Source organism: Halanaerobium saccharolyticum (assembly GCF_003259895.1).
In the GTDB taxonomy this organism is placed as follows: Bacteria; Bacillota; Halanaerobiia; order Halanaerobiales; family Halanaerobiaceae; genus Halanaerobium; species Halanaerobium saccharolyticum_A.
Genome location: NZ_QLME01000017.1, coordinates 19,607 through 45,284 on the forward strand (window position 1 = coordinate 19,607; position 25,678 = coordinate 45,284).

Annotated in this window: 20 protein-coding genes; 19 read left to right on the plus strand and 1 reads right to left on the minus strand. The window is 36.8% G+C overall.

Annotated features, from left to right (window positions below; translation table 11 throughout):
* Window position 1 precedes the first annotated feature (1 nt).
* The 7 genes from C7958_RS10775 (at window position 2) to hslO (ending at window position 8,136) form a co-directional block, all read left to right on the plus strand.
* Complete coding sequence (locus C7958_RS10775; RefSeq protein ID WP_111572685.1) at window positions 2-2,239, plus strand: ATP-dependent helicase; 2,238 nt, start codon at window positions 2-4, stop codon at window positions 2,237-2,239.
* Entirely contained in the window at window positions 2,226-3,023 is a 798-nt protein-coding gene (locus C7958_RS10780) for a PD-(D/E)XK nuclease family protein (RefSeq protein WP_111572686.1), read from the plus strand. Before C7958_RS10775 ends, C7958_RS10780 begins: the two co-directional genes overlap by 14 nt.
* Before the next feature lie 88 nt (window positions 3,024-3,111).
* Window positions 3,112-3,693 (plus strand): hypothetical protein, encoded by a 582-nt coding sequence (locus C7958_RS10785; RefSeq protein ID WP_111572687.1) that lies wholly within the window; start codon window positions 3,112-3,114, stop codon window positions 3,691-3,693.
* 11 nt (window positions 3,694-3,704) lie between these two features.
* A complete protein-coding gene (gene recJ, locus C7958_RS10790; protein ID WP_111572688.1) occupies window positions 3,705-6,011 on the plus strand; it encodes a single-stranded-DNA-specific exonuclease RecJ in 2,307 nt (768 codons plus the stop codon).
* Window positions 6,012-6,085: 74 nt separating this feature from the next.
* Window positions 6,086-6,784, plus strand: a complete 699-nt coding sequence (locus tag C7958_RS10795; RefSeq protein ID WP_111572689.1) for a 2-phosphosulfolactate phosphatase — start codon at window positions 6,086-6,088, stop codon at window positions 6,782-6,784.
* Window positions 6,785-7,075, plus strand: coding sequence for a hypothetical protein (locus C7958_RS10800; RefSeq protein ID WP_111572690.1), 291 nt, complete (start codon window positions 6,785-6,787; stop codon window positions 7,073-7,075). It abuts the gene before it with no gap.
* Between the two features lie 113 nt (window positions 7,076-7,188).
* Window positions 7,189-8,136 (plus strand): Hsp33 family molecular chaperone HslO, encoded by a 948-nt coding sequence (gene hslO, locus C7958_RS10805; protein WP_111572691.1) that lies wholly within the window; start codon window positions 7,189-7,191, stop codon window positions 8,134-8,136.
* Window positions 8,137-8,161: 25 nt separating this feature from the next.
* Here the strand turns inward: hslO and hflX are convergent, their stop codons facing one another.
* Window positions 8,162-9,391 carry a GTPase HflX gene (gene hflX, locus C7958_RS10810; RefSeq protein WP_166668530.1) on the minus strand — a complete coding sequence of 410 codons (1,230 nt, stop codon included), beginning with the start codon at window positions 9,389-9,391 and terminating at the stop codon, window positions 8,162-8,164.
* Window positions 9,392-9,804: 413 nt separating this feature from the next.
* Between hflX and adhE the strand changes: the two genes are divergently transcribed.
* The 12 genes from adhE to gatB all read left to right on the plus strand — a co-directional run bounded on the left by adhE (window position 9,805) and on the right by gatB (window position 25,587).
* The gene (gene adhE / locus C7958_RS10815) at window positions 9,805-12,399 is read left to right on the plus strand and encodes a bifunctional acetaldehyde-CoA/alcohol dehydrogenase (protein WP_111572692.1); all 2,595 of its coding nucleotides are present in this window, start codon (window positions 9,805-9,807) and stop codon (window positions 12,397-12,399) included.
* Between the two features lie 173 nt (window positions 12,400-12,572).
* Entirely contained in the window at window positions 12,573-12,821 is a 249-nt protein-coding gene (locus C7958_RS10820; RefSeq protein WP_111572693.1) for a (2Fe-2S) ferredoxin domain-containing protein, read from the plus strand.
* Window positions 12,814-14,556 (plus strand): [Fe-Fe] hydrogenase large subunit C-terminal domain-containing protein, encoded by a 1,743-nt coding sequence (locus C7958_RS10825; protein ID WP_111572725.1) that lies wholly within the window; start codon window positions 12,814-12,816, stop codon window positions 14,554-14,556. Before C7958_RS10820 ends, C7958_RS10825 begins: the two co-directional genes overlap by 8 nt.
* Window positions 14,556-15,710 (plus strand): SpoIIE family protein phosphatase, encoded by a 1,155-nt coding sequence (locus tag C7958_RS10830; RefSeq protein ID WP_111572694.1) that lies wholly within the window; start codon window positions 14,556-14,558, stop codon window positions 15,708-15,710. The genes C7958_RS10825 and C7958_RS10830 overlap by 1 nt, the downstream gene beginning before the upstream one ends.
* A 19-nt stretch (window positions 15,711-15,729) precedes the next feature.
* A complete protein-coding gene (locus C7958_RS10835) occupies window positions 15,730-15,969 on the plus strand; it encodes an NAD(P)H-dependent oxidoreductase subunit E (protein WP_111572695.1) in 240 nt (79 codons plus the stop codon).
* An 11-nt stretch (window positions 15,970-15,980) separates the two neighbouring features.
* A complete protein-coding gene (locus C7958_RS10840) occupies window positions 15,981-17,402 on the plus strand; it encodes a monomeric [FeFe] hydrogenase (protein ID WP_111572696.1) in 1,422 nt (473 codons plus the stop codon).
* A 183-nt stretch (window positions 17,403-17,585) separates the two neighbouring features.
* Complete coding sequence (locus C7958_RS10845; protein WP_111572697.1) at window positions 17,586-18,029, plus strand: GIY-YIG nuclease family protein; 444 nt, start codon at window positions 17,586-17,588, stop codon at window positions 18,027-18,029.
* A 48-nt stretch (window positions 18,030-18,077) separates the two neighbouring features.
* Complete coding sequence (pcrA, locus tag C7958_RS10850) at window positions 18,078-20,225, plus strand: DNA helicase PcrA (protein WP_111572698.1); 2,148 nt, start codon at window positions 18,078-18,080, stop codon at window positions 20,223-20,225.
* 12 nt (window positions 20,226-20,237) lie between these two features.
* The gene (gene ligA, locus C7958_RS10855; RefSeq protein WP_111572699.1) at window positions 20,238-22,262 is read left to right on the plus strand and encodes an NAD-dependent DNA ligase LigA; all 2,025 of its coding nucleotides are present in this window, start codon (window positions 20,238-20,240) and stop codon (window positions 22,260-22,262) included.
* Between the two features lie 102 nt (window positions 22,263-22,364).
* Window positions 22,365-22,652 (plus strand): Asp-tRNA(Asn)/Glu-tRNA(Gln) amidotransferase subunit GatC, encoded by a 288-nt coding sequence (gene gatC / locus C7958_RS10860; protein ID WP_111572700.1) that lies wholly within the window; start codon window positions 22,365-22,367, stop codon window positions 22,650-22,652.
* A gap of 25 nt (window positions 22,653-22,677) precedes the next feature.
* Entirely contained in the window at window positions 22,678-24,120 is a 1,443-nt protein-coding gene (gene gatA / locus C7958_RS10865) for an Asp-tRNA(Asn)/Glu-tRNA(Gln) amidotransferase subunit GatA (RefSeq protein WP_111572701.1), read from the plus strand.
* A 21-nt stretch (window positions 24,121-24,141) separates the two neighbouring features.
* Window positions 24,142-25,587: an Asp-tRNA(Asn)/Glu-tRNA(Gln) amidotransferase subunit GatB gene (gene gatB / locus C7958_RS10870; RefSeq protein WP_111572702.1), complete on the plus strand. Its 1,446-nt coding sequence runs from the start codon at window positions 24,142-24,144 to the stop codon at window positions 25,585-25,587.
* Window positions 25,588-25,678: the final 91 nt, after the last annotated feature.

The following is a 25,678-nucleotide window of genomic DNA, read 5'->3' on the forward strand; positions in this document are numbered from 1 at the left end:
GATGGATTTCAAACCGAGACCCGGACAGAAAGAAGTTTTAGAATATCGAGGTGGACAGCTTGCTGTTCCTGCAGTACCAGGTGCAGGTAAGACAACAGTTCTTGCTCATCTGGCAGCAGAGTTGATTGCCTCTGAATTAGACAATGATCAAAAAATATTAATAGTGACCTATATGAACTCAGCAGTTGCCAACTTTCGCAAAAGAATTGGAGACTTTCTGGCTGAAAAGGGACTGCCCCGAAGCAGAGGTTATAGTGTTAAAACCCTTCATTCACTTGCCCTGGGTATTATTAAAGAAAAACCCGAAGCCAGATTGATTAATCAGGATTTCGAATTAATTGAATCAGGCAGACGCTACCGCTGGATTAAAGATTTATGCCGCAAATGGGCGGGAGAAAATAGTAATCTTTTACAGCAGTTTTTTAATCTGGAAAAAAACAGCTATCAATTTGATAAATACTTAAAAAAATGGAAAGAAGATGATTTCCCGGCCTATGTAGCTTCCATGATTTCTTATTTTAAACTGAAGCTGCTCGAGGGAGAAGAGTTAAAAAATATGGTCAAGTATTCCAGTCTTAAGTCAGCTAATATTTTAACTCCGGCAGCAGAAATATTTGCAGAATATGAATTCAGGATGGCTCAGGCAGGTTTACTGGATTTTGATGATCTGGTTCAGCAGAGCTTAAAATTGCTTAAGGAAGACTCGAAATTTACCGAACGTATTGCCGCTCAATATGCCTTTGTGTTTGAAGATGAAGCTCAGGATTCCAATCAGGCCCAGGAAGAAATGCTTTATCTGCTGGCAGGAAAAAATAATAACTTAGTTCGAGTTGGAGACAGCAACCAGGCAATCACAGGGACTTTTACCCTTTCAGATCCTGATATTTTCCGCAGCTACTGCAGAAGAGAAGATGTTGAAGTAGAAACTATGGCAGTTTCCAGCCGCAGTACCCGGGAGATTATTGACCTGGCAAATTATCTGGTTGACTGGAGCCAGGAAGAGTTTTCCGAAAGAGAGATTGACCCTCTAGAAGAAAAGTATATTGAACCTACTGCAGCAGACGATCCTTCACCAAATCCGGAAGTTGAAGGCTATAGAATCGGCAGCCGGTCATTTAAGGACTGGAAAACGGAAAAGAAATTTATAGCCAGACAGGCTCTGCGCAAAGCCAGAGAAAATAATAAGCAGACTACTGCAGTGCTGATGCCTACCGGCTGGCAGCTGGAAGAAATAGCAAGAGAAATTAATGCTCTGGGAGGCGAATTTCAGCTTGCCGGCAGCAGTTCCCGGGATGCTTTCTTAACAGAACTGGAGGTAATTTTAAAATTTTTAACTTCCCCTGCTTCAGCTGATAATTTAAAACTGCTCTTTACCGAAGTTTTTGGCAGAGAAGAGGAAGAATTAAATCAGCTCTTGGAAGAAGCTCTGGCAGCAAAAGAAAATCAGGAACTTATTTTTCCGCTTTCAGGTTTAAATAGAGATAATTTTGAGCTTGAGTTTAGAAAAAAAGATGCTTTCGATCAGTTTTTTAAAAGCTTGACTCAAGTTCAGGGCTGGCTTGAAGCTTCAATGGAACTTCCTCCAGATGAACTGGTATTATTTCTGGCTGAAAGAATCGAATTGACTGGTAAGAAGCTGGCTCTGGCTCAAAATCTGGCTCTGGAATTTGGCAGGCTTTTAAAGGAAAATCCTGCCTGGCGGCTGGATCAGTTAACAGCAGAGCTGCCGGAAATTAGAGACCGAATCAGACAGTTTGCAGAAACTTTGACAGAAATGGAAGGATTTGAAGCTAAACCGGATCAGGTAACACTTTCCACTCTGCATAAGGCCAAAGGTATGGAATGGGATACAGTATTTATTGGCAGCTTAACTTCAAGTCACTTTCAGCACGATAGTGATGATTATTTTATGGGAGAAAAATTCTATTTAAACGAAGAAATTAAAAACCCTAAAGCTTCCGCCAGAGCGGAACTGGAGTTTATTTTAAATGAAAAAAAGGAACGCAATGCAGATCATAAAGCCAGACAGGAATTAATTGCCGAAAGAGTCCGCCTGCTTTATGTAGGAATTACCAGAGCCCGTATAAATTTATTTTTAAGCACTCATCAAAAACGGGGGAAATGGGATAAGGATCCGGCATTTATTTTTACTTCCCTGGAAAAATTCATTTCAGAAAAGAAAGAGGAATTTCAAAGCGGAAATTATAAGAGGGAGGAAAAAATAAATGGCAGTCAATAACTTAAAAGATCTTTATTTTTCACAGTCTGCTCTCTCTATTTTTAAGGACTGCCGCCGAAGATTTCGCTATCGTTATCTGGATGGACTTTACTGGCCGGCAGAATGGGGAATGAATGAAGAAGTAAAAAAGGATTTAAAACAGGGAAGCCTGTTCCACCTTCTGGCAGAAAGATATTACAGTCAGACTCTGGGAGAAACTGTTCTAAGTTCAAATCAGCTGCTGCAGTCCTGGTTAAATAGATTAAAAACTTTCTGTCCGGCAGAAAACATAGTTGCTGCAGAACAGGAACTGCGTTTTCAGAAAAAAAACTTAAAATTACTGGCCAAATATGATCTTTTAAAATATGATCAAGGACAGAGTAAATTTATAATATATGACTGGAAAACAGACAAAAAAAGTCTGTACGAAAAGGATATTGAAAATTCTATGCAGAGCCGTTTTTATCTATATCTTTTATTTGAAGCAGGTTATGAATATTTTGCTGCTGATTATAAGCTGCAGGAAATGCCAGAACTTATTTACTGGAATCCTCGTTATCCGGACCAAAATATTCAAATTAATTATAGTAAAGCTGATTTCAAAAAGGATAGGGACTATTTTCAAAAATTAATCACAGAAATTTTAACTGAAGAAGTATTTCCGCTGACAGATGATTTAAATAAATGTAGATTTTGTGAATATAGACCAATCTGCAGGGGAAAAACCCCTGAAAGCAAGGAAGTAATAGAAGAAGACCTGGATTTAAATCTAGACTGGGAAGCAGTAGAAGAAATAGAGTTTTAAACAAAAAATAATGCTGAAAACTGGTGCTTTATAATTTTTAAGATGAGGTGATTTTTACAGAATAAATTTAAAAATTTATTCTTATGTTATGTTTAGAAAAGATGAGGAAGATTATCAGCTGCGCTATATTTACCATACCAACCAGCACAATAAGGCCTATTTAATTGAGCTTAATTTAGATTGTTATGATGATTTATTTAACAGCTGGGATGGTTCGGCTCTTGACCGCAAAGAGCTTGATCCGGAACTGAGTCATTTTTTGGAAAGAGCAAGTTATGAACTGCCTTTAAAAGACAGGGTGGAGCTTTGTTTTTATCTACCTGAGAGCAAAAAGGACGAAAAAATGGAAGCTGATTCCAGGGCTACTATTAAAAATAATTTTAGAATGAAGCTCTTTTTTATTAATCAGGATTTAAAGCAAAATAGCAAAAAAATTGCCACCTATATTTTAATGGGGATTACATTTTTAATTACAGCTTATTTAATTCCCGAGAGTAAAGATCTATCACTTTTAATTTCCCTGTTGATGGAAGGATTATTTGTTGGGGGTTGGGTTTTTCTCTGGGAGGCTTTTTCTATTTTCTTTTTTGGCAGCCGTGAACTTAAAGATAAGAAAAAAAGATATTTTCGTTATCTGGACTCAAATATACTGTTTAAATATAGAGAATGAAAGGGGCAGAGATGAGGATAAAAAAGGCAGAAAACTGCAGAGCAAAAAAAGAATTAGTCGAATATTTGGGCAGCCGGAAGCTGGCCTGTCTGGCCCAGAAGCGGGGACTGGACACTAAAGCTAAATTAATTGAGTTTATTGAACCAGAACGATATTCTCCACTTGAACTGGAAGACTTTCCCCAGATAATGGAGATTGGGGACTTTATTTTAGAACATATTAAAAAAGGGAGCCGAATTTTAATTTATGGTGATTATGATGTTGATGGAATAACTTCCACTTCAATTCTAGTGGGGGCTTTGAGTCGTCTGAGCAATCAGATCAGCTATCATATTCCGGACCGTTTTAAAGAAGGTTATGGTCTTAATCAGGAGGTGCTGGCTTCTTATCAGGAAGAGATTGATCTGGTGATCAGCTGTGATTGTGGAATCAGCAATTATGAGGAAGTCAAATTTGCCAGAGAAGCCGGAATGGACTTTATTGTAACAGACCATCATGATTTACCGGAGGAACTGCCGCCTGCCAATTATGTAATTTCCCCCCGGCTGCTGCCTGAAGATCATCAGGGTTACTGGCTGCCAGGAGCAGGGATGGCCTATTTTTTAATTAAAGCAATTTTTATAAAGTCCGGGAATAAGGGGGAGGAAAAAGAATTTTTAGATCTTTTACTGCTGGCAATTATAGCAGATGTAGTACCTCTTAAAGGAGAAAACCGATACTTATTTAAAACAGGACTAAAAAAACTACAACACACAGACAGAATAGGACTTAAGGCACTTTATAATGAGCTTGAGATTAACCCGCTGGAGATCAACGAAAAGACCCTGGGGTTTCAAATTGGACCATTATTAAACTCTGCCGGTAGAATTGACAGTGCAGAAAAAGGTTTAAAATTATTACTGGCAGAAAATAAAGATCAAGCAGCTGGTCTGGCGGCGGAATTAAAACAGATCAATCAACACCGCAAGGAGATAAGCCAGAAAATTTATCAGGAACTGGAAAAAAAGCTCGATCCTCAGCAGAGACAGGCAGTGGTAAGCTATGATTCTGACTGGCATCAGGGAGTAATTGGGATTGCTGCCGGTAGAATTACAGAAAATTATCAGGTGCCAGCTGTTTTGATGACTTCCAATCAGCAGAGTGGTCTGATTACAGGTTCAGCTCGTTCAATTGAAGGTATTAATATCAATAATTTAATTGCTGAATGTACTGATCTTCTGGAAAAACACGGTGGTCATGCTGCAGCGGCTGGATTTTCACTAAAAAAAGATAGGCTGGAGAAGTTCAAATTAAGACTGCAGCGCTTAATTGAACAGGAGTTAGAAAAACTCGATTCAGAGCTGGAAATTGAGACAGATATAAATTTAAAAATGTCGGAAATTACAGAGGAATTTTACCAGGGCTTACGCCTCTTTGCTCCGTTTGGTGAAGGAAATCCGGAACCACTCTTTTATCTGGAAAGTGATATTTTGAGCAGCCGTGAGATTTCGGCCGGCAGACATAAACGTCTAATTTTAGGCTCAGCAGAGAAAAAAATTACTGCTCTCTGGTGGTGGGCCGGGGAAATAGAAAATAATTACCGACAGCAGAGTGCCTGCAGACTTACAGAAAATATTTATAGGGGCAGCAGGAGCCTGCAGCTGGAAATTAAAGCTCTGGCCCCCCTGAAAGATAAAAGTAAAAAAACAGAAAGTAAAATTGAAGCGAAAAAGAAACTTAGCATATTAGACTGGCGGCAGAAAAAGGCATCTCAGTTGGAAGCAGGGGTGGAAAATACTGTTTATTTTGCTGAAGGTTTAGCAGAATATGATCTCTACCCTTTAATTAATCGCAACTACTATCGAGGGGCTGAAAATTTAGTCCTGCTTACTATTCCACCTTCTTTAGCTATCTTAAAAGAAATTATACTGTTAACCACAGCTAAAAAATTGATTTTAGTTAATAATGAAAAGCAAGGGGTAAGTATAAATGATTTTATTAATAAGCTTCTATCTCTGATTAAATACAGTCTGCAGCAGGAAAATGGGGTTTTTAATATTGAACAGGCTGCACTAGCTCTGGGAGCTAAAGATATAACTATCAAAAGAAGCTTAGAATTTTTGCAGGCTCAGGCAGTGATTAATTTTGAATATATTTCTTATCAGGAACTTTTAATTACAAAAGGTGGAAATAAGGATCAGGGAAAAGCAAATTTAAGCAAAAAAAATTTGACCAAACTTTTAAAAGAAAGTTCTGCATTTAGAAGATTTATTAATAATAAGTCAGCAGCTAAAATAGAAAATCTAATAAATAAAACTCTAATTTCAGGAAAATCTTGATTTTGGTAAATTATCTAACATCGAAAAAACTTAAAGCTGTATTACAATTAAAGAAATAGTTGGGATGTGGGAAGATGAAAATTAAAACTTTAAAGTTTTTAGAGGGTGCGGCTAAAGCAGAAGGATTAACAGTAATTATTGATGTTTTCAGGGCCTATACAACTGCTGCCTATCTTTTTGCAAATCAGGCCGAAAAGATTTTTATTGTCAGTAAACTTGAAACTGCAAGAAAATTGAAAGCTAAATTAGATGATCCGATTTTGATTGGAGAAAGAAAAGGAATCAAAATAGAAGATTTTGATTATAATAATTCGCCTTATTTTATTTCTCAGTCTAATTTTGCCGGAAAAGAAATCATTTTAAGTACCAGTGCAGGTACCAAAGGAATCATTGCAGCTGAGAATGCCGATCAAATTATCACCGGCAGTTTTGTTAACCTCAAGGCAGCTGCAGAATATATTAAAGCCAGGAACCCGGAGCTTGTTTCTCTGATAGCAATGGGGAATAATGGGGTTAGCAAAGCAGATGAGGATAATCTATACGCTCAGGAATTAAAGAAACTTTTAAATGGAAAAAGAACTTTGGCTGAAGCAGAGATTAAAAGGCGTCTGCGCAGTCCGGCTGGGGATAGATTTTTTAGAGAAGAGACTCAGTCAGAGATGCCGAAAGAGGATTTTGAGTACTGTTTAAAAATTAATAAATTTGATTTTGTTATAAAGGCCTTAAAGATAGACACTGATATTTATCAATTAAAAAAAGAAGAGGTGAGATAAATGAGAAAACCAATAATAATTACTATTGTTGTTCTGGCTTTATTATTATTAGCAGCAGTTACCAATCCTTCGCGAGATGAATTTATCAATTGGGGTGTGGCAGAAATTAGGTCTGAGGCAGAAAGTGATCTAGAAAGAATTTTTGGAGGAGCAGTTGCGGCACCAATGCTGGAATTGCAGACAGAAGTTAATGATTATGTGTTTTTTAGTATTTTCACTTTAGAGAAATCAGATAGTGAGGTTAAATACCTGGGAATATTTAATAGCTTCTTTACATTGAGTCAAGGCTAAGAGACAGTTAGATAAAGTAATTTGACTTTAAAACTCAGTTTAATAAAATAATGTATGGATAATTAAAGAAAACTATTTATTTTGAAGCTAATTAATCTGGAGGAGATTATATAATGGATGATTATTTAATAAGAGCAATAACTACAAATAAGGAAATTCGAGCTCTGGCAGTTAAGTCTACTGAAGTTGTCAGAGAAGCACAGGAGAGACATCAGACTACTCCTGTAGCAACTGCAGCTTTAGGCAGAGTAATTACAGGCGCTTTGTTAACAGGATCTTTAGTTAAATCTGGGGATGAGATTGTCTTAAAGATCCAGGGTACAGGTCCAGCCGGTAAAATTGTTGCAGATGCAAATCAGGAGGGAGAAGTGCGGGGATATATCCAGAATCCAAATCTGGACTTATATCAGACTGATACTGGTAAACTTGATGTTGCAAAAGCTGTTGGAGCTGGAGAACTTTCTCTGACAAAAATTATGAGGATGAAGGAGCCCTATACAGGTAGTGTAGCTTTAGTTTCGGGAGAAATAGGTGAAGATCTAACCTATTATTTTACTGCTTCCGAACAGATTCCATCTGCAGTGGGACTGGGAGTTCTGGTAGATACAGATCTCAGTGTTAAAGCTGCCGGAGGTTTTATTATTCAGTTATTACCTGATGCTTCTGAGGAAACAATTGAAATGCTGGAAAACAATCTGGATAAAATTGGGTCTATCAGCAAGCTAATTGAAGAGGGGATGACTCCTGAAGAATTACTGGAAGAACTGCTGGGAGATCTGGATTATCGGATAATGGCCCGCAAAGATGTTAAATTTAAGTGCCGCTGCAGCAGAGAAAGGAGTTATGAATTGGTAGCAGGTCTCGGTAAGAATGAGATAGAGGAAACCCTGGCCCAGGAGGGAGAAATTGAAGTCCGCTGTCATTTCTGTAATAACACCTATACTTTTGAGAAAGAGGAAGTAGAAGAACTGCTGGCTGAACTGGAAGCAGGAGAAAAGGATATTCCAGAAGTTGATACTGAACAAATTGTAGTTGAAACTGAAAATAATAAAGAAAAATAGTAGCTAATAAAAATAAAGCAGAGAGTTAAACCTCTCTGCGGTATTTATCTAACTTTGCTGCTGTAGTTTGAGGCAGCAGAGCTTTGATATAAATATTGTTTTTCTGATATTCTTCTTCATAGACCTTAGCTGTATTATGAATTTTTTCTACCCAGCCTGCTTCCGAATAAGGAAGGTCTAATTCTACTTCTACCATTTCTTCACTGATAATCCTGTTTAATTTTTCTATTACCGAGTCAGTATTGATTCCTTTTAAAGCTGAAATAAAGAGAGCCTCCGGATAAATGATTTTTAAATCATCAAGTCTGGATTCTTCAATTAAATCAATTTTATTAAAAACTTTGATAATTCTGCAGTCAGGATCTACCAGTTCTCTGATTTCATTATTTACAACCCGCATGTTTTTTTCCATTTCCGAATTTGAAGCATCAATTAAATGTAATATAATATCAGCATTTTCTACTTCTTCCAGGGTAGTTCTAAAGGAGGCTACCAGCTGATGAGGTAGTTTGCTGATAAAACCTACTGTATCACTTAAAATAACATTTTGTCCTACAGGAAGTTCCAGCTGCCTCATGGTGGAATCTAAAGTTGCAAATAATTTATCGGCAGTATAGCTGTCAGCTCCAGCAAGTCTGTTCATTAGTGTTGACTTACCAGCGTTTGTATAACCAACAAGTGCTACCAGAGGATCTTTGCGGCGGCTGCGCTGAAGTTCTCTGCTTGCCTTGATTTCTTTCAGTTTTTCCTGTAGTCGGTGTATCTTTTTTTCAATGCGGCGGCGGTCAACCTCGAGTTTTGTTTCACCAGGACCCCTGGTTCCAATTCCACCTGCCAGTCTGGACATCTCTACTCCCCGACCCTGAAGTCTGGGAAGCCGATATTCTAACTGAGCCAGTTCTACCTGGATTTTGCTTTCGCGGCTGTGAGCATGACGGGCAAAAATATCTAAGATTACCTGAGAACGGTCAATTACCTTAACCTCAATTTTATCTTCCAGATTACGCTGCTGTACAGGAGAGAGTTCATTATCAAATACAATTAGATTAGCCCCAACAGTTTCGGCAGCTTCCTTAATTTCAGTAACCTTACCACTGCCGATATAGTAAGCAGGATCAATTTTGCGATCATGATAGGTCATTTTTAAAATACTTTCTGCACCTGCAGTTTCAACCAGCAGTTCCAGTTCCTTTAGTTCACCTTCAGTTAAACCAACCAGAACAGCTTTTTCTTCCATTTCTTCTATCTGATACATATCATTATTTTCATTTATTTCAAATTTATTATTAATAATATCATCTCCCAATTAAAGTTTTTAAAACAGTTAAAAATTTTTTAGTTGTTATTCTCTATAATTTATTATAACATTTTTTAAAAATTTTAAAAACTTAAGTAGTGATTACTGATTAAATCTAAGAAATTATATGATCTAAAGCAGTATTTAAGAGTTAATCCGATTTAAAGTCTATTTATAATGTGAAATTAAGCACTTGACTGTTTGAAAAAATCATTTTTGCATGTTATTCTATAAGTGTCAGTTAAGTTAATAAGCCAAAAAGACTGATGAAATAAGGAAGTAACTATTTATAATTTAAGTGAATATATTTTTTTATTAAGTCTTGTTATAATCTTCACAATAACTTTATAAGTCCAGAAGGAGGATAATTAATGAAGATTAGAAATGTTAGTAATGTGGAAGAATTTAATCAACTGATTGCAGAAGTGGAAGCAGCCCAGGAGAAATATGCTCAGTACAGTCAAAAAGAGGTTGATGAGATATTTAGACGAGCTTCAATAGCTGCCAATGATCAGCGAATTCAGCTGGCAAAAATGGCTGTTGAAGATACTGGAATGGGAATTGTAGAGGACAAGGTGATCAAAAATCACTTTTCATCAGAATATATATATAATAAATATCGAAACGAAAAAACATGCGGTGTTTTAGAAGAGGATACTGCTCATGGTGTTAAGAAGATTGCAGAACCAATTGGAATTATCGCTGGTATTGTTCCGGTTACCAATCCAACTTCAACCACTATTTTTAAATCGCTCATCTCTTTAAAAACAAGAAATGCTATTATTTTTTCACCACATCCGGGTGCCAGAGAATGCACAATTGAGGCAGCTAAAACGATTCTGGAAGCAGCAGTAGAAGCAGGAGCTCCAGAAAATATTATTGGCTGGATTGATCAACCTTCAATTGAATTATCTCAGCATTTAATGCAGCACCCAAAGGTAAGCATGATTCTGGCTACAGGTGGACCAGGAATGGTTAAAGCAGCTTATTCTTCAGGTAAACCAGCGATTGGAGTTGGTGCAGGAAATACTCCGGCAGTAATTGATGAGACTGCTCACCTTAAGATGGCAGTAAGTTCAATCTTGATGAGTAAAACTTTTGACAATGGAGTTATCTGTGCTTCTGAGCAGTCGGTAACAGTAGTTGATGAGGTATACGATAAAGTAAAAAAAGAATTTGTTGATCGAGGAGCCTATATTTTAAATAAAGCAGAAAGAAAAAAAGTTTCTGAACTGCTTCTGGTTGATGGACATATAAATTCTAAGATTGTAGGTCAGAGTGCCCATGATATTGCAGCAATGGCAGGAGTAAATGTACCAGAGGATGCCAAAGTATTAATTGCAGAGGTAGAAGAGGTTGGTAGTCAGGAACCTTTTTCCTATGAAAAATTATCTCCAACTCTGGCTTTATATAAAGCACCTGATTTTAAGGATGCGGTAGCAAATGCAGTAGAATTAATTAAATTTGGTGGAATTGGACACACCTCCGTTTTATATACTGACAGAATAAATGATCAGCGAAAAGATTATTTTAGTCAGCAGATGAAAACAGGTAGAATTTTAGTTAATATGCCTTCATCTCAGGGTGCAATTGGTGATATTTACAACTTTAAGTTGGAACCATCATTGACTTTAGGTTGTGGATCCTGGGGTGGAAATTCAGTCAGTGAAAACGTGGGGGTTAAACATTTAATGAATATCAAAACAACTGCAGAAAGAAAAGAAAACATGCTCTGGTTTAAAGTACCTGAAAATATCTACTTTAAATATGGTGCTTTACCTTCTGCTCTGGCAGAATTAAAAGATAAAAAACGAGCTTTTATTATGACAGATAAACCGCTGGCTAAAATGGGTTATACTGATCGAATAACTGATGAACTCGACAAATATGGAGTTGATTATAGAGTTTTTGCTGATGTTGAGCCAGATCCGGAAATATCAATGGTTAGAAAAGCTGTAAAACAGATGCAGAGCTTTAAACCTGATTTAATTATTGCCCTTGGTGGAGGCTCACCAATGGATGCAGCAAAGATTGCCTGGTTATTATATGAACATCCAGAGGCAGAGTTTAAAGAACTTTCAATGACCTTTATGGACATCAGAAAGAGAATTTATAAATTTCCTGAACTCGGAAATAAAGCAGAATTAGTTGCTATTCCCACTACTTCCGGTACAGGTTCAGAGGTTACGCCTTTTGCAGTAGTCACAGATGACAGTACAGGTATTAAATACCCGATTGCCGATTATGAATTAACTCCAAATATGGCAATTGTTGATCCAGATCTGGTGCTTTCAATGCCCAAAACTCTGACAGCACATTCTGGAATAGATGCTTTAGTTCATGCTATTGAGGCCTATGTTTCGGTTTTATCCAGTGAATATACTAGAGGTTTATCTTTAGAAGCAATTAGATTAATCTTTAAATATTTGCCGGAATCCTATCATGGAGGAGCAGATGCCCGCAAGGCAAAAGAAAAGATTCATTATGCAGCAACAACTGCCGGGATGGCTTTTGCCAATGCATTTTTAGGAGTCTGTCACTCAATGGCTCATAAATTAGGTTCTGCTTTCCATTTATCACATGGATTAGCAAATGCGCTTTTAATTAACAATGTTATTAAGTATAACTCCAGTGATAAACCGGTTAAACAGGCATCTTTCCCGCAGTATAAATATCCTAGAGCCAAGATCAGATATGCAAAAATTGCAGATCACCTTGGACTCGGGGGAAAGACTCCGGATGAGAAGGTTGATCTCTTAATAGATGCTATTAATAAACTAAAAGCAGAATTGGATATTCCTGCAGCAATTAAAGATGCAGGAATAACTGAAGAACAGTTTAACTCAAAAGTTGATAAAATCTCCGAATTAGCCTTTGATGATCAGTGTACAGCAGCTAATCCCCGCTATCCACTTATTTCTGAAATCAAAGGTCTATATCAAAAATCATTTAAAGGAGATTTATAATAAATTTGCCCAAATGCTAAAATATACTCTATGCAGAAAGGTGCTCTCCCCAGAGCATCTTTTTGTGATTGATAATATCGTATAAAGTGAATATTTTCAAATTTTCAAAAAACTAATATAATATAGTTTTTATCTTTAGCTTTCGATTTGATATTATAGGAGGATGAATTATAATGAATGAGGTTATTATCTGTGTCGGCAGCAGCTGTCATCTTAAAGGTTCAGAAAGAGTAATAGAAATTTTTAAAGAAGAAATAAAGAAAAACAATTTAAACGATATCAAAATTTCCGGCAGTTTCTGTCAGGGGAACTGTACTGAAGGAGTTAATATAGAAATTAATAAGCAAAAAATAGCAGCAGTTAATAAAGAGAATGCAAGAGAAATTTTTAAAAAGCATTTAATGCATGATCAGAATGAATGATACTTTAATTGTAAAACCAGCTAGCTGTAAAGACTGTCACAAATGTTTGAGGGAATGTCCAGTTGCAGCGATTGGTTTTAAAGATAGTCAGGCGTTTATTATTGAAGAAAAGTGTATTTACTGTGGTAACTGTATTAAAACTTGTCCCCAGGGAGCAAAGAGCGCTCTGTTTGAAGAAAAAAAATTAGAAGCTTTTCTAGAATCAGACAGTTATCTAATAGCATCTATTGCCCCTTCTTTTGTAACTGCTTTTCCTGATCTTAAACCAGGACAGCTAATTCAAGCTTTAAAAATAATTGGTTTTGATTACATAGCAGAAACTGCAGAAGCAGCAACCAGAGTTGTTAAACAATTTAAAAAGGAAAGAGAAAAAATGGACAGTACTCTTATAACCTCCTGCTGTCCGGCAGTTGTAAATTTAATTGAAAAACATTATCCGGAAGTACTGCCGCAGCTGGCACCAGTACTTTCGCCAATGATGCTGCAAACTGCTGAGTTAAAAAATAATTTTGATTGTGCCAGAGTTATTTTCATTGGCCCCTGTCTGGCCAAAATAGAAGAAAGCAAAAATGAAAAAAGAAGAGATTACAGACCGGATATTGTAATTACCTTTGAACATTTAAGAATTTTTTTAGAAGAACAAGGGATTAAAATCTCTGAGCTTGATTCAGCAGATGTTGATCTCCCGGCAACCCACTTAACTGCAGATTATGCTCTTTCCGGAGGAGCAGTTAAGGCAGCTGATCTGCTTAAAGCAGATCCAGGTTGTGGCAATAAAGCCCTACACTTAAGTGGATTAGAAAACATAATAAATTTTTTAGAGGATTTTAAAAGGGATAAAGATAAGATAGATGTTGAAATGGTAGAACTTCTGGCCTGCTCAGGAGGCTGTATTAATGGGCCAGCAATAAATAATGACTTAAGTATTCCTTTAAAGGAGTTGGAAGTACATAATTATCTATCAACCAGTAAGAGAAATAACTACAAAAAAACTCCTTCATTGGAAAATGAAAGATCGATAAATGAAATATCAGTCAGGCGAAAACATAAGAATAAAAAGATATCTCTGCCAGAGGTACCGGAGTCTGAAATTAAAAAAATATTAACCTCGATTGCTAAAGAAAATAAAGAAGACGAAAAAGATTGTGGGGGCTGTGGTTATTCCAGCTGTCGAGAAAAGGCAGCAGCAGTTTTTTATGGGTTTGCAGAAAAGAAAATGTGTATTCCTTATATGAAATCAAGAGCAGAGTCACTTTCTCAAATTATAGTTGAGTCATCACATAATGCAATAATAGTAGTTAATGATCAGATGAAAATTCAGAAATTTAATCCTGTAGCTAAAGAATTGTTTACCCAGAAAAGTAGAGAGCTGCAGGGTATGAAACTTGATAAATTTATGGACAGCAGCAGCTTTCAGAAAGCATGGAATCTCAATCAACGGCTGATTCATCAAAAATGTTCTTATAAAAATGGAAGTATTACAGTTGACCAAACTATTTTTGCTCTCAGAGAGCATAAAGTTATAGTTGGAATCTTAACTGATATTAGTGAACAGGAAAAACAGAGGCGAAAAATGCAGAAGATGAAAGAGGTTGCTGTAGAAAAAACAAATGATGTTGTTAATAAACAGGTGCAGACTGTACAGGAAATAGCGGGTCTTTTAGGAGAAACGACTGTAGAAACAAAAGCAGCTCTGACAGAATTATCTGAGCTCCTGCAGGCAGGTGATGATTAGTGGGACTAGTTTTTGAAGAATTTTATAGATCGATACCTAAAGCTGGAGAAGAAGTCTGTGGAGATAATGTAGAAATTATAAAAAAAGAAAATAAAACAATTATTGTTTTATCTGATGGACTGGGGAGTGGGATTAAGGCTAATATTCTTTCTACTTTGACATCTAAAATTGCTTCTGGACTTCTGGATAAAGAACTACCTTTAAAGGAAATACTTTCAACTATTCTTGCGACACTACCTGTTTGTGAAGTTAGAGGTATTGCTTATGCAACCCTTGCTTTTTTAATAATAGACCAAAAACAACAGCTCCGACTGATAGAAATTGACACCCCTTCAGCTTTTTTATTTAGAAATAATCAGGTTAAAAAATTAGAATATCAGGAATTTGAGCTGGAAGGAAAAAAAATTAAGGAAGCTAACTTTAAATTTCGACGTCAGGATCAGCTCTTTTTGGTAAGTGATGGGGTAACACATGCTGGAATAGGTGGATTATTAAATTTTGGCCTGGGATGGAATGGAGTTGCAGAAGAGATTGAGAGAACAGTTAATAAAAATCAGGAGGACTTAAAAGACAGTATCAATAATCTTGTTAAAATATTTAATACTTTTTATGGAGATCAGGCTGGTGATGATTTTACTATAATTGGAATGAAATACAGAAAGAAAAGAAAATTAAATATCTGGAGTGGTCCACCTTTAAAAAAAGCAGATGATAAGCATCTGGCTCAGAAAATTCATAATGCAGAAGGGAAAAAGGTGATCAGTGGAGGTACAACTGCACAGATAGCGTCCCGGGAGTTAGATGAAGAATTAGAACCTGGACTTGAATATTATGATAAAGATATTCCGCCTACCAGCAAAATGAAGGGATTTGATCTTTTAACAGAAGGATTATTAACTTTAAATAAAGTACTTTCCTTACTTAAAAAATATAAACCGGGGCAGATTCCGGTTGATGGTAAAGATGGGGCATCTCGTTTCACTAGATTATTACTTGAAAGTGATAGTGTTCAATTTTTTGTTGGCAGAGCTGTTAATGAATCTCATCAAAGTTTAAACCTTCCCATTAATTTAGGGATTAGAAGCCAGATAATAAGTCAGATTGCAGAACAGCTGCGAAGAATAAAAAAAGAAGTTAAAATTGAATGGTTTTAAAATAGAGGAGGTGGATTAAATGCCTAAAAATACTTTAAAAATATGTATAGGAACTCCCTGCCACTTGATGGGAGCCTCAGAGTTGCTGGAATCAATAGCTGAGCTTGATCAGAGTTTAAGAGATAAAATTGATCTAAAAACAAGTCACTGTATTGATGATTGTTGTGAGCAGGCCCCTGTTGTAGAATTTAATGGTAAAATCTATCAGGATTTAAATCCTGAAAAACTATATAAGATTATAAGAAATAATATAAGATAGGAGATGTTAAAATGAGTAGAAATACTATTTCTGAGGTAATTAAGTTAAAAAGAAGGTTATATATTGAACTACTGAGACTTGTAAAAACAGGGAAGCTGGTCGAAGAAATCTCCAATCTGTCTCAAAAGATGATAACAAAAGAGTCCCCCCGTTATAGATGCTGCGAATTTAAAGAAAGAGCTATTTTTGATCAGAGAATTAAAGCGGTAATGGGATTTAATATTGCCAGTAATAAAGATAAAAGTTTAGAAGAGCTGGCAGAATCATTACCCAGACAGGAGAAAAAAAGAAATATTGTAGAAGTAATTGACACTGCTTGTGACAGCTGCCCAATTGATAAATATATAGTTACTGATGCCTGTAGAAACTGTGTTGCCCATAAATGTGTTAATGCCTGTCCGGTAAATGCAATTGTAATTATCCAGAATAAAGCCTATATTGATCAGGATAAATGTGTTGAATGTGGTAAGTGTGCAGGAGCCTGTTCTTATAATGCTATTTTAGAAAATCAGCGCCCCTGCAGTAGAGCCTGTGAACTTGATGCCATCAGTTCTGATTCAAATCGCCAGGCAAAAATAGATCGAGAAAAATGTGTTAGCTGCGGCAGCTGTATAACTGCCTGTCCATTTGGAGCAATTACTGAGACTGGAGATTTAATTCAGGTTGCTCTGGAATTATTTTCTGAAAAGAATAGTTTAGCTGCAATGCTGGCCCCATCTTTTGTTGGCCAGTTTGGCTATCAACAGAGCCCAGCCAAAATTAAATATGCCTTAAAAAAATTGGGCTTTGAAGAAGTAAGAGAGGTAGCGGCGGGGGCAGAAATAACGGCTGCTGCAGAAAGTAAAGAACTAAAAGAAAAAATAATGGAAGAGAAAACTCTGCTTTCTTCCTGCTGTCCAGCTTTTAAAAGAATGGTTTTAAATGAATTTGAAAGTCTGTCGTGCTTGATTTCTAATACTGATTCTCCAATGGCAGTTACAGCCAAAAAAATAAAAAATGAAAATAATAAGCTAAAAACTATTTTTATTGGGCCCTGCACAGCCAAGAAAGAAGAAGCTTTACAAAATGAGAATGTTGATTATGTAATAACCTTTGAAGAGTTACTTGCTTTATTTACTGCTCATAATATCAATTTGGCTGCAATAGAGAAGGGTGAAAAATTAGAAGATGCAGGTGTTTTAGGTAGACAATTTGCTTATGCTGGTGGTTTGCAGAAAAGTCTGCAGGAATTGGTAACCGATAATTATAATAGCAAACAGATTGATGGACTGGGCCGCTTAAAAAAGGAACTGTATTTAATTAAAGCTAAAAAAAATAATTATAATTTTCTGGAAGGAATGGCCTGTGTTGGTGGGTGTATTGGTGGTCCTTCGGCAATGATTTCTGAAAAAGCTGCCAAAAAATTAGTTCAGAATTTTGCAGACTCTAATTAATAGCTGTTAAAGCTGATACCTTAAGTGTTTTAAATCAGATAATTTTTTAAATCTCTCTAAAAATTGATAAAAACAAATAAATGTATTATAATTGAAGTGCCGGGATACCGGCATTTTTTCTGTTCAATATGCAGGAAACTAATGGCTTAAACTAGAATTAAGATAGTTAGTGGAGTGATTTTTATGCAGGATTACCCTGATGGTGGGGTTTATATTTTGAAAGTTAAATTGGGAAAAGAAAAGAAAATTAAAATTGGAGCTCTGGGAATAAAAACTTTTACTCCCGGTTATTATTTTTATACTGGTACAGCACAGACTAATCTTGCAGCAAGAATAAATCGCCATTACAGCAGTGATAAAAAATTTCACTGGCATATTGATTATCTTCTGGCTGAGGCAGATTTAGAAAATGATTTTGTTTTTGAGCTGCCGGGAGAGGGAGAATGTTTTCTGGCCCGAATATTGACAGAAAATGGAGGCAGGACTCCTGCTGCTGGATTTGGAGCCAGTGACTGCAGCTGTGAAAGTCATTTAATATATTTTTCTTTGACTGCAGGCAGGACTGTTTTGGAAGATTTAATTAAAAGCAAAAATTTAACAGCAGAATTTAAAAAAATTAATTCTTAGTGTGATTATAATGAAATAATTTGTTACTTAAAATAAGGAAGTGATTTGGTGGAGGATATTGAAATACTTAAAAATCTTAATCAGGCTCAAAAACAGGCAGTTGAACACCACAAAGGTCCGGAGCTTGTGCTTGCAGGTGCCGGAAGTGGAAAAACAAGGGTTTTGACCAGAAGAATTGGTTATTTGATCAATCATTATGGTGTTTCTCCCTATAATATTTTAGCTGTAACTTTTACCAATAAAGCAGCAAATGAGATGAAAGAAAGAGCTAAAGAAATGGTAGGGGGAATAAACAGCAGTCTCTGGGTTAGTACTTTCCATTCTTTTTGTGTGCGTATTCTGCGCCGGGAAGCAGAAAAACTGGGTTATAATAAAAACTTTGTTATTTTTGACAGCCTTGATCAGCGCAAACTGGTTAAAGAAGTTTTAAAATCAAAAAATCTGGATCCGAAAAAAACAAAGCCAAGATCAGTTTTAAATAAAATTTCTAATGCAAAAAATGAACTAAAAACTCCGGAGCAGATGAGTGCCATTTCAGGCAGCTTTTTTGATCAGACAGCTGCTGATATTTACGAGGAATACCAAAAACGGCTCAAAAAAAATAATGCAATGGATTTTGATGATTTAATCCAGCAGACTGTGAGACTTTTTGAAGAATTCCCACTGGTTTTAGAGCATTATCAGGAGCGTTTTAAGTATATTCTGGTAGATGAGTATCAGGATGTAAACCATGCCCAGTATCAGCTGGTAAATTTGCTGGCTGAGCGCTACCGCAATGTATGTGTGGTTGGTGACCCTGATCAGGGTATTTATGGTTTTAGAGGAGCGGATATCCGGAATATTTTAAATTTCGAGGATGATTATCCTGATGTTAAAACCATTCGCCTGGAGCAGAATTACCGTTCAAAAGGTAATATTTTAAAAGCTGCCCAGGCAGTGATTAAAAATAATTCTTCCCGCAAAGAAAAAGAACTCTGGACAGATCAGGGAGAAGGCCCCAAACTTGAGTTATATGAGGCAAAAGATGAAAAAGAAGAAGCAGACTTTGTCTGTCGGACAGCTAAAGAGCTGACAGAAAAAGAGGATTTAACTTTTGATGATCTGGCTGTGCTTTATCGAACTAATTCTCAGTCCCGGGCTTTTGAAGATATGCTGATGAAATACGGCATCCCCTATCAAATTGTTGGAGGAGTTCGATTTTATGAGCGGATGGAAATCAAAGATATAATGGCTTATCTGCGTTTGATTTATAATCCGGCTGATGATATTAGTTTTTTAAGAATCATTAACCGTCCCAAAAGGGGAATTGGTGCTGGAACTCTGGCCAAGGTTCAGGATTTTGCCGAGACAGAAGGACTAAATTTATATGAGGCAGCTTTAAAATCTAAAGAAAATCCTGCTTTAAGTGGAACTTATGCAAAAAGAGTACTTCACTTTACAGAGATCATAGAAGAATTGAGAGCAGAGCAGGAAGAGATTGCTCTGGCCCGCTTGACCGAGAAGCTTCTGGATAAGAGTGGTTACCGACATAATTTAGAAGAAGAAAAAACAGCGGAGGCAGAAAGCAGACTGGAAAATATTGAAGAACTGTTTTCTGTAATTAACGAATATATGAAAAATAGTGATAATAATACCCTGGCTGGCTTTTTAGAAGAAGTTACTCTGATGTCAGATATTGATTCAATGGATGAAGAACAGAGTTCTCTAACCTTGATGACTATTCATTCTGCTAAAGGTCTGGAATTTCCGGTGATCTTTTTGGTTGGAATGGAAGATGGTATTTTCCCTCATTCAAACTCAATGTTTGAGCAGCAGGGTATGGAAGAGGAGAGACGTCTCTGCTATGTTGGAATGACCAGAGCTGAAGAAAGGTTATATTTAAGCAGGGCTCAGGTCAGACTTCGTTTTGGGGAAAGAAAAATGAATCCTCCCTCTCAATTTATTGAAGAGATACCAGCTGAACTGTTATCTGGGGCAGCAGATACTCGTTCTGAGATGGCAAGAGAAGAAGAAATGATTCACAGTGATAATTCTGGAACAAATTATGCAATCGGTCAGAAAATTGTTCATCCTCGCTGGGGAATTGGAACAATTCTTTCAATCAGAGGCGATAAAAATCCAGAACTAAAGATTGCCTTTGAACAGGGAAAAACCAGGAATTTACTGGCAGAATATGCTCCAATTCAGAAAGTATAGGTAGGTGCTAGAATGTCAAAATTAACAAAAGAGAAAGCTGAAAAGAAAATTAAGGCTTTAAGAGAGAAAATCAGGGAACATGAATATAAATATTTTGTGCTGGATGATCCTTCAATTTCTGATGCAGAATTTGATCAGCTGATGCAGAGATTGATTAAATTGGAAAAAGCCTTTCCTGAGCTGATAACTGAAGATTCTCCAACTCAAAGAGTGGGAGGGGAAGTTCTGGATGAGTTTGAAAAAGTTGAACATTCTTCTACAATGCTCAGTCTGGATAATGCATTTGGAGCAGAAGAATTACGTGATTTTGATCAAAGAGTGCAAAAAAATCTTAATGGTGAAGATTATCAGTATGTGGTAGAACATAAAATTGATGGTCTTTCTGCAGTAATCCGTTACAATAATGGTAGTTTTGAGCTGGGTGCTACTCGTGGAAATGGGGAAGTAGGTGAGGATATCACTAAAAACATGAAAACTATCCGTTCACTTCCCTTAAAAATTGAAGAAGAAGCTGAACTGGAACTTAGAGGAGAAATTTATTTACCTAAAAGTGAATTTCAGCGTTTAAATGAAATAAGGTTGGAAAATGAGGAATCTCCTTTTGCTAATCCACGTAATGCAGCAGCTGGCTCAGTTAGACAGTTAGATAGCAAAATTGCGGCTCAGCGCAGTCTTTCGATTTTAATTTATGATCTTATTTCCCATTCGGATAGAGAATTTGAAACCCATCTTGAAGTTTTTTCCTATCTCAAAGAACAGGGTTTTAAGGTTAACTGGCATCAGTCTGCTGCTGAGATAGAAGCTGTAATCGAAATTTGTGAGCAGTGGCAGGAAGAAAGAGAAAGTCTTGACTTTGAAATTGATGGTCTGGTGATTAAAATTAATAATTTAGCTTTAAGAGAAAAATTGGGTACAACAGCTAGATCACCACGCTGGGCAATTGCCTATAAATTTCCTGCCCAGCAGAAAACAACTAAAATCAAAGATATAGAAATTTCTCTGGGACGTACAGGTGCTCTGACTCCTACTGCTATTTTGGAACCTGTTGAACTTGCCGGTTCTACTGTCAGCAGAGCTACTCTGCACAATGAAGATGAAATTAAAAGGAAAGACATCCGGATTGGTGATACTGCTCTGGTACAGAAGGCAGGAGATGTTATTCCAGAGGTAGTAAAAGTTATCAAAGAAGAACGGGATGGCAGTGAAAAAGAATTTAAAATGCCCGATGAGTGCCCGGTTTGTGGTGGTGAAGTAATCAGGCCTGAAGGAGAAGCAGTTACCCGCTGTACTAACATCAGCTGTCCGGCTCAGCGTAAAGAAAGTATACTTCATTTTGTTTCCAGAGATGCAATGAATATTGATGGAGTAGGACCGGCTTTAATTGAACAGCTGCTGGAAAACAATTTGATTGAAGATTATGCTGATCTATATTTTCTTAAACAGGCACATCTTAAAGATCTGGAAAGAATGGGAGAAAAATCTTCTCAGAATGTTATAGAAGCGATTGAAGCCAGTAAGGAGAGAGAATTTTTTAGAGTCCTTTATGCCTTAGGTATCAGACATGTCGGGATTGGAGCTGCCAGGATTTTAGCTGAAAATTTTAATTCAATAGAAGAGATAAAAGCAGCTTCAGCTGAAAATTTGGAAGAGATTGATGAGATAGGACCTGTAATTGCCGAAAGTATTGTTGGGTTTTTTCAGGAAAGACATAATAGAGATCTTTTAAGCCGATTAAAACAGGCAGGAATCAGACTGGAAAAAGAAAAAGAGCAGGAAAATGAGAAGTTTCTAGATGGACTAAAATTCGTTTTTACAGGTTCACTTAACAATTATACCCGCTCTGAAGTTAAGGACCTGGTCGAAAAAGCTGGGGGGAGAGCAGTTTCTTCAGTTAGTTCTAAAACAGATTATCTGGTTATCGGAGATAATCCTGGTTCTAAATATGATAAGGCTCAGGAGCTGGGGGTAGAAATTTTGGAAGAAGATGAATTTACCCAGATGATTGAAAACAGGACAACTAATAAAGAAGTTGAGTAAACTAGAAAAATCCGAGTATCTGAATAGTTTAAATGAATAATTTATGATAACAGCTAGCTATTAATTTAACAGAAATTATCCTAAAGTGAGGAGGAAATTTAGATGATTGATAAAAAAGATGTAGAATATGCAGCAGGACTGGCTCAGCTAAAACTTGACGAAGAAGAGAAAGAAAAGTATACAGAACAGATTGGTGAAATTTTAAATTACGTTGATAAGCTGAGTGAACTGGATACAGATGATGTTGTACCAACAGCCTATACTGTACCGATGAAAAATGTTCTGCGTGAGGATCAAGTAAAAGAATCTCTACTACGCGAGAAATCACTGGCAAATGCGCCAGACGAAAAAGATGGGCACTTTAGAGCTCCAAAAATTATGTCAGATTAAGCAGCTAAGGAGGTAAGATAATAAAATGAATATTTATGACCTAACAATTCACGAATTAAAAGAAAAAATTGCTGCCGGAGAATTGACTCCAGCAGAGATAAAAAAGGCATATGCAGATAGAATTAATGAGGTAGAAGATAGAGTTAAGTCTTATGTTACAGTAACTGATGAGCTTGCAGAACAAGATCTTGCAGAATACGAAAACAAAAAAGAAGCTTTGCTGGCTGGAATTCCAATTGCGGTTAAAGATAATATGTCAACTGATGGAATTAAAACCAGCTGTGGTTCTAAGATGCTGGAAAACTATAATCCACCCTATAATGCAACAGTAGTTGAAAAACTAAATGCAGCCGGGGCGGTTATAATGGGGAAAACCAATATGGATGAGTTTGCTATGGGTTCTTCTACAGAAAACTCAGCTTTTTTTGATACCCATAACCCCTGGAACTTAAATCACGCTCCGGGTGGATCAAGTGGAGGTTCAGCAGCAGCAGTTGCTGCAGGAGAATGCGCAGCAGCTCTGGGTTCGGATACAGGCGGTTCAATCAGACAGCCTGCATCTTACTGTGGTGTAGTTGGTCTAAAACCCACCTATGGAATGGTTTCCCGTTATGGACTGGTAGCTTTTGCATCTTCTCTAGATCAAATTGGACCAATTACCAAAGATGTTGAAGATAGTGCAATTTTAATGAATGTAATTGCAGGCCATGATCCAAAGGATTCGACTTCTATTGCAGGTCAAAAAGAGGACTATACTAAGTATCTAAAAGAAGATGTCAGCGGGATGAAAATTGGAATTCCTGAAGAATATTTTAATTTGGAATTTGATGAAGAAGTTAAAGCCAGTGTTCTGGCAGCAGTGGAAAAACTAAAAGAAGCAGGCGCTGAAGTAGAAACAGTACATATGACAGATGCCTCTTATGCACTGGCAGCTTATTATGTAATTGCACCTGCAGAAGCCAGCTCTAATCTGGCCCGTTATGATGGAGTACGTTATGGACTGCGCAGTGAGCAGGCAGCTGATGTAAGTGAGATGTTCACTAATACCAGACATGAGGGCTTTGGTGATGAGGTAAAAAGAAGAATTATGATCGGAACTTATGCTTTAAGTTCAGGTTATTATGATGCCTATTATCTTAAGGCGCAAAAGGTTAGAACCCTGATTAAAGATGATTTTGACCGTATCTTTAATGATTTTGATCTGATCATAACCCCAACCGCTCCCTCAACAGCGATTGAACTGGGATCAAAAAGTGATCCTTTAGAAATGTACCACACAGATATCTTTACTGTACCAATAAATATAGCTGGGGTACCTGCAATGTCTGTTCCCTGTGGATTTGACAGCAGTGAAATGCCAATTGGACTGCAGTTGATTGGACCTCATTTTGGCGAAGGGAAAATCATACAGGCAGCTTATACCTTAGAGAAATTATTAAATATTAACGAAAAGAGAGCAGAACTATAAATCATTGAGAGAGGTGAAAAAATGACCACTAAATATGAAACAGTAATTGGACTTGAAGTCCATGTCCAGTTAAACACAGAATCCAAAATTTTCTGCGGCTGCAGTACAGAATTTGGAAAAGAGCCAAATGAAAACACATGTCCGGTTTGTCTTGGTTTACCAGGGACTTTACCGGTTTTAAATAAAAAGGTAGTAGATTATGCGATTATGGCAGGACTTGCTTTAAATTGTGATATTGCAGAATACTCTAAGTTTGACCGCAAAAATTATTTCTATCCAGACTTACCTAAAGCCTATCAGATTTCTCAGTTTGACCTGCCGGTTGCTGAGAATGGTGAGATTGAAATAGAAACTGAAGCAGGAATCTTCAATATTGGAGTTACCAGGGTTCATCTGGAAGAAGATGCAGGTAAGCTGATTCATGAGGGAAGTATTGATAAATCTAAGGGTAGTTTAGTAGATTACAATAGAACTGGGGTACCTCTGATCGAGATTGTAAGTGAACCAGATATGAGGACTCCAGCTCAGGCAAAAGCCTATTTAACAGAGTTAAAAATGATTATGGAATATCTTGATATTTCTGACTGCAATATGGAGGAAGGATCACTGCGCTGTGATGCCAATGTTTCACTGCGGCCTGTGGGGCAGGAGGAGTTTGGTATTAAAGCTGAACTGAAGAATATGAACTCCTTTAGTGCTGTAGAAAAAGGATTGGAATATGAAGTTAAAAGACAGCAGGGACTTCTTGATGAAGGTAAAAAAGTAGTTCAGGAAACAAGAACCTGGGATGAGTCTTTAAATAAGACAATTTCTATGCGCGGCAAAGAAGAAGCACATGATTATCGCTATTTCCCGGAGCCTGATCTAGTTCCTTTAGAAATTGATGCAGCCTGGAAAGAAGAGATGAGAAAAGAAATTCCGGAGCTTCCCAGAGAAAAATATAAACGCTTTATTTTTGAGCTGGGACTGCCTGAGTATGATGCAGGAGTTTTAACTGGAGATAAGGATCTGTCAGTATTCTTTGAAGAAGTACTTTCTGACTATGATGATCCTAAAAACTTAAGCAACTGGATGATGGGAGAATTTTTGAGGTTATTAAATGAAAATAGCCATTCTCCTTTTGAATCTGGAGTTAGTCCAATTAACCTGGCGAAAATGTTAAAAATGATCGATCAGGATATTATCAGTGGTAAAATTGCTAAAGAAGTCTTTGAGAAAATGTATAACAGCGGCAAAGATCCGGAAACTATTGTGGAAGAAGAGGGATTAAAACAGATTAGTGATCAGGATGAATTAGATAATATTGTAGATGCGATTATTGAAGATAATCCAGAGGCAGTAGAAGATGTAGAAAATGGTAAGGAGAGAGCAATTGGATTTTTAGTAGGACAGGTTATGAAAGAAACAAGAGGTAAAGCCAATCCTGGCCTGGTAAATCAGATGCTCAGAGATAAATTAATGAATTAGTACTAAATTCAATAATTATAGCCTAATTATCAGCTGGCTTCTGGAGCTGCAGAGTTCTGGAAGCCAGTTAAAATTAGAAGCACTGAATCTT

Excerpts from the sequence above, each read along its gene's own strand:
- C7958_RS10820 (WP_111572693.1), top strand. The coding sequence starts at position 12,573 with ATGAATGAGGTTATTATCTGTGTCGGCAGCAGCTGTCATCTTAAAGGT.
- gatA (WP_111572701.1), top strand. The coding sequence starts at position 22,678 with ATGAATATTTATGACCTAACAATTCACGAATTAAAAGAAAAAATTGCT.
- gatC (WP_111572700.1), top strand. The coding sequence starts at position 22,365 with ATGATTGATAAAAAAGATGTAGAATATGCAGCAGGACTGGCTCAGCTA.
- adhE (WP_111572692.1), top strand. The coding sequence starts at position 9,805 with ATGAAGATTAGAAATGTTAGTAATGTGGAAGAATTTAATCAACTGATT.
- C7958_RS10825 (WP_111572725.1), top strand. The coding sequence starts at position 12,814 with ATGAATGATACTTTAATTGTAAAACCAGCTAGCTGTAAAGACTGTCAC.
- C7958_RS10780 (WP_111572686.1), top strand. The coding sequence starts at position 2,226 with ATGGCAGTCAATAACTTAAAAGATCTTTATTTTTCACAGTCTGCTCTC.
- C7958_RS10835 (WP_111572695.1), top strand. The coding sequence starts at position 15,730 with ATGCCTAAAAATACTTTAAAAATATGTATAGGAACTCCCTGCCACTTG.
- hslO (WP_111572691.1), top strand. The coding sequence starts at position 7,189 with ATGGATGATTATTTAATAAGAGCAATAACTACAAATAAGGAAATTCGA.
- ligA (WP_111572699.1), top strand. The coding sequence starts at position 20,238 with ATGTCAAAATTAACAAAAGAGAAAGCTGAAAAGAAAATTAAGGCTTTA.
- C7958_RS10795 (WP_111572689.1), top strand. The coding sequence starts at position 6,086 with ATGAAAATTAAAACTTTAAAGTTTTTAGAGGGTGCGGCTAAAGCAGAA.
- C7958_RS10840 (WP_111572696.1), top strand. The coding sequence starts at position 15,981 with ATGAGTAGAAATACTATTTCTGAGGTAATTAAGTTAAAAAGAAGGTTA.
- C7958_RS10775 (WP_111572685.1), top strand. The coding sequence starts at position 2 with ATGGATTTCAAACCGAGACCCGGACAGAAAGAAGTTTTAGAATATCGA.
- C7958_RS10785 (WP_111572687.1), top strand. The coding sequence starts at position 3,112 with ATGTTTAGAAAAGATGAGGAAGATTATCAGCTGCGCTATATTTACCAT.
- recJ (WP_111572688.1), top strand. The coding sequence starts at position 3,705 with ATGAGGATAAAAAAGGCAGAAAACTGCAGAGCAAAAAAAGAATTAGTC.
- C7958_RS10845 (WP_111572697.1), top strand. The coding sequence starts at position 17,586 with ATGCAGGATTACCCTGATGGTGGGGTTTATATTTTGAAAGTTAAATTG.
- gatB (WP_111572702.1), top strand. The coding sequence starts at position 24,142 with ATGACCACTAAATATGAAACAGTAATTGGACTTGAAGTCCATGTCCAG.
- hflX (WP_166668530.1), bottom strand. The coding sequence starts at position 9,391 with ATGTATCAGATAGAAGAAATGGAAGAAAAAGCTGTTCTGGTTGGTTTA.
- C7958_RS10800 (WP_111572690.1), top strand. The coding sequence starts at position 6,785 with ATGAGAAAACCAATAATAATTACTATTGTTGTTCTGGCTTTATTATTA.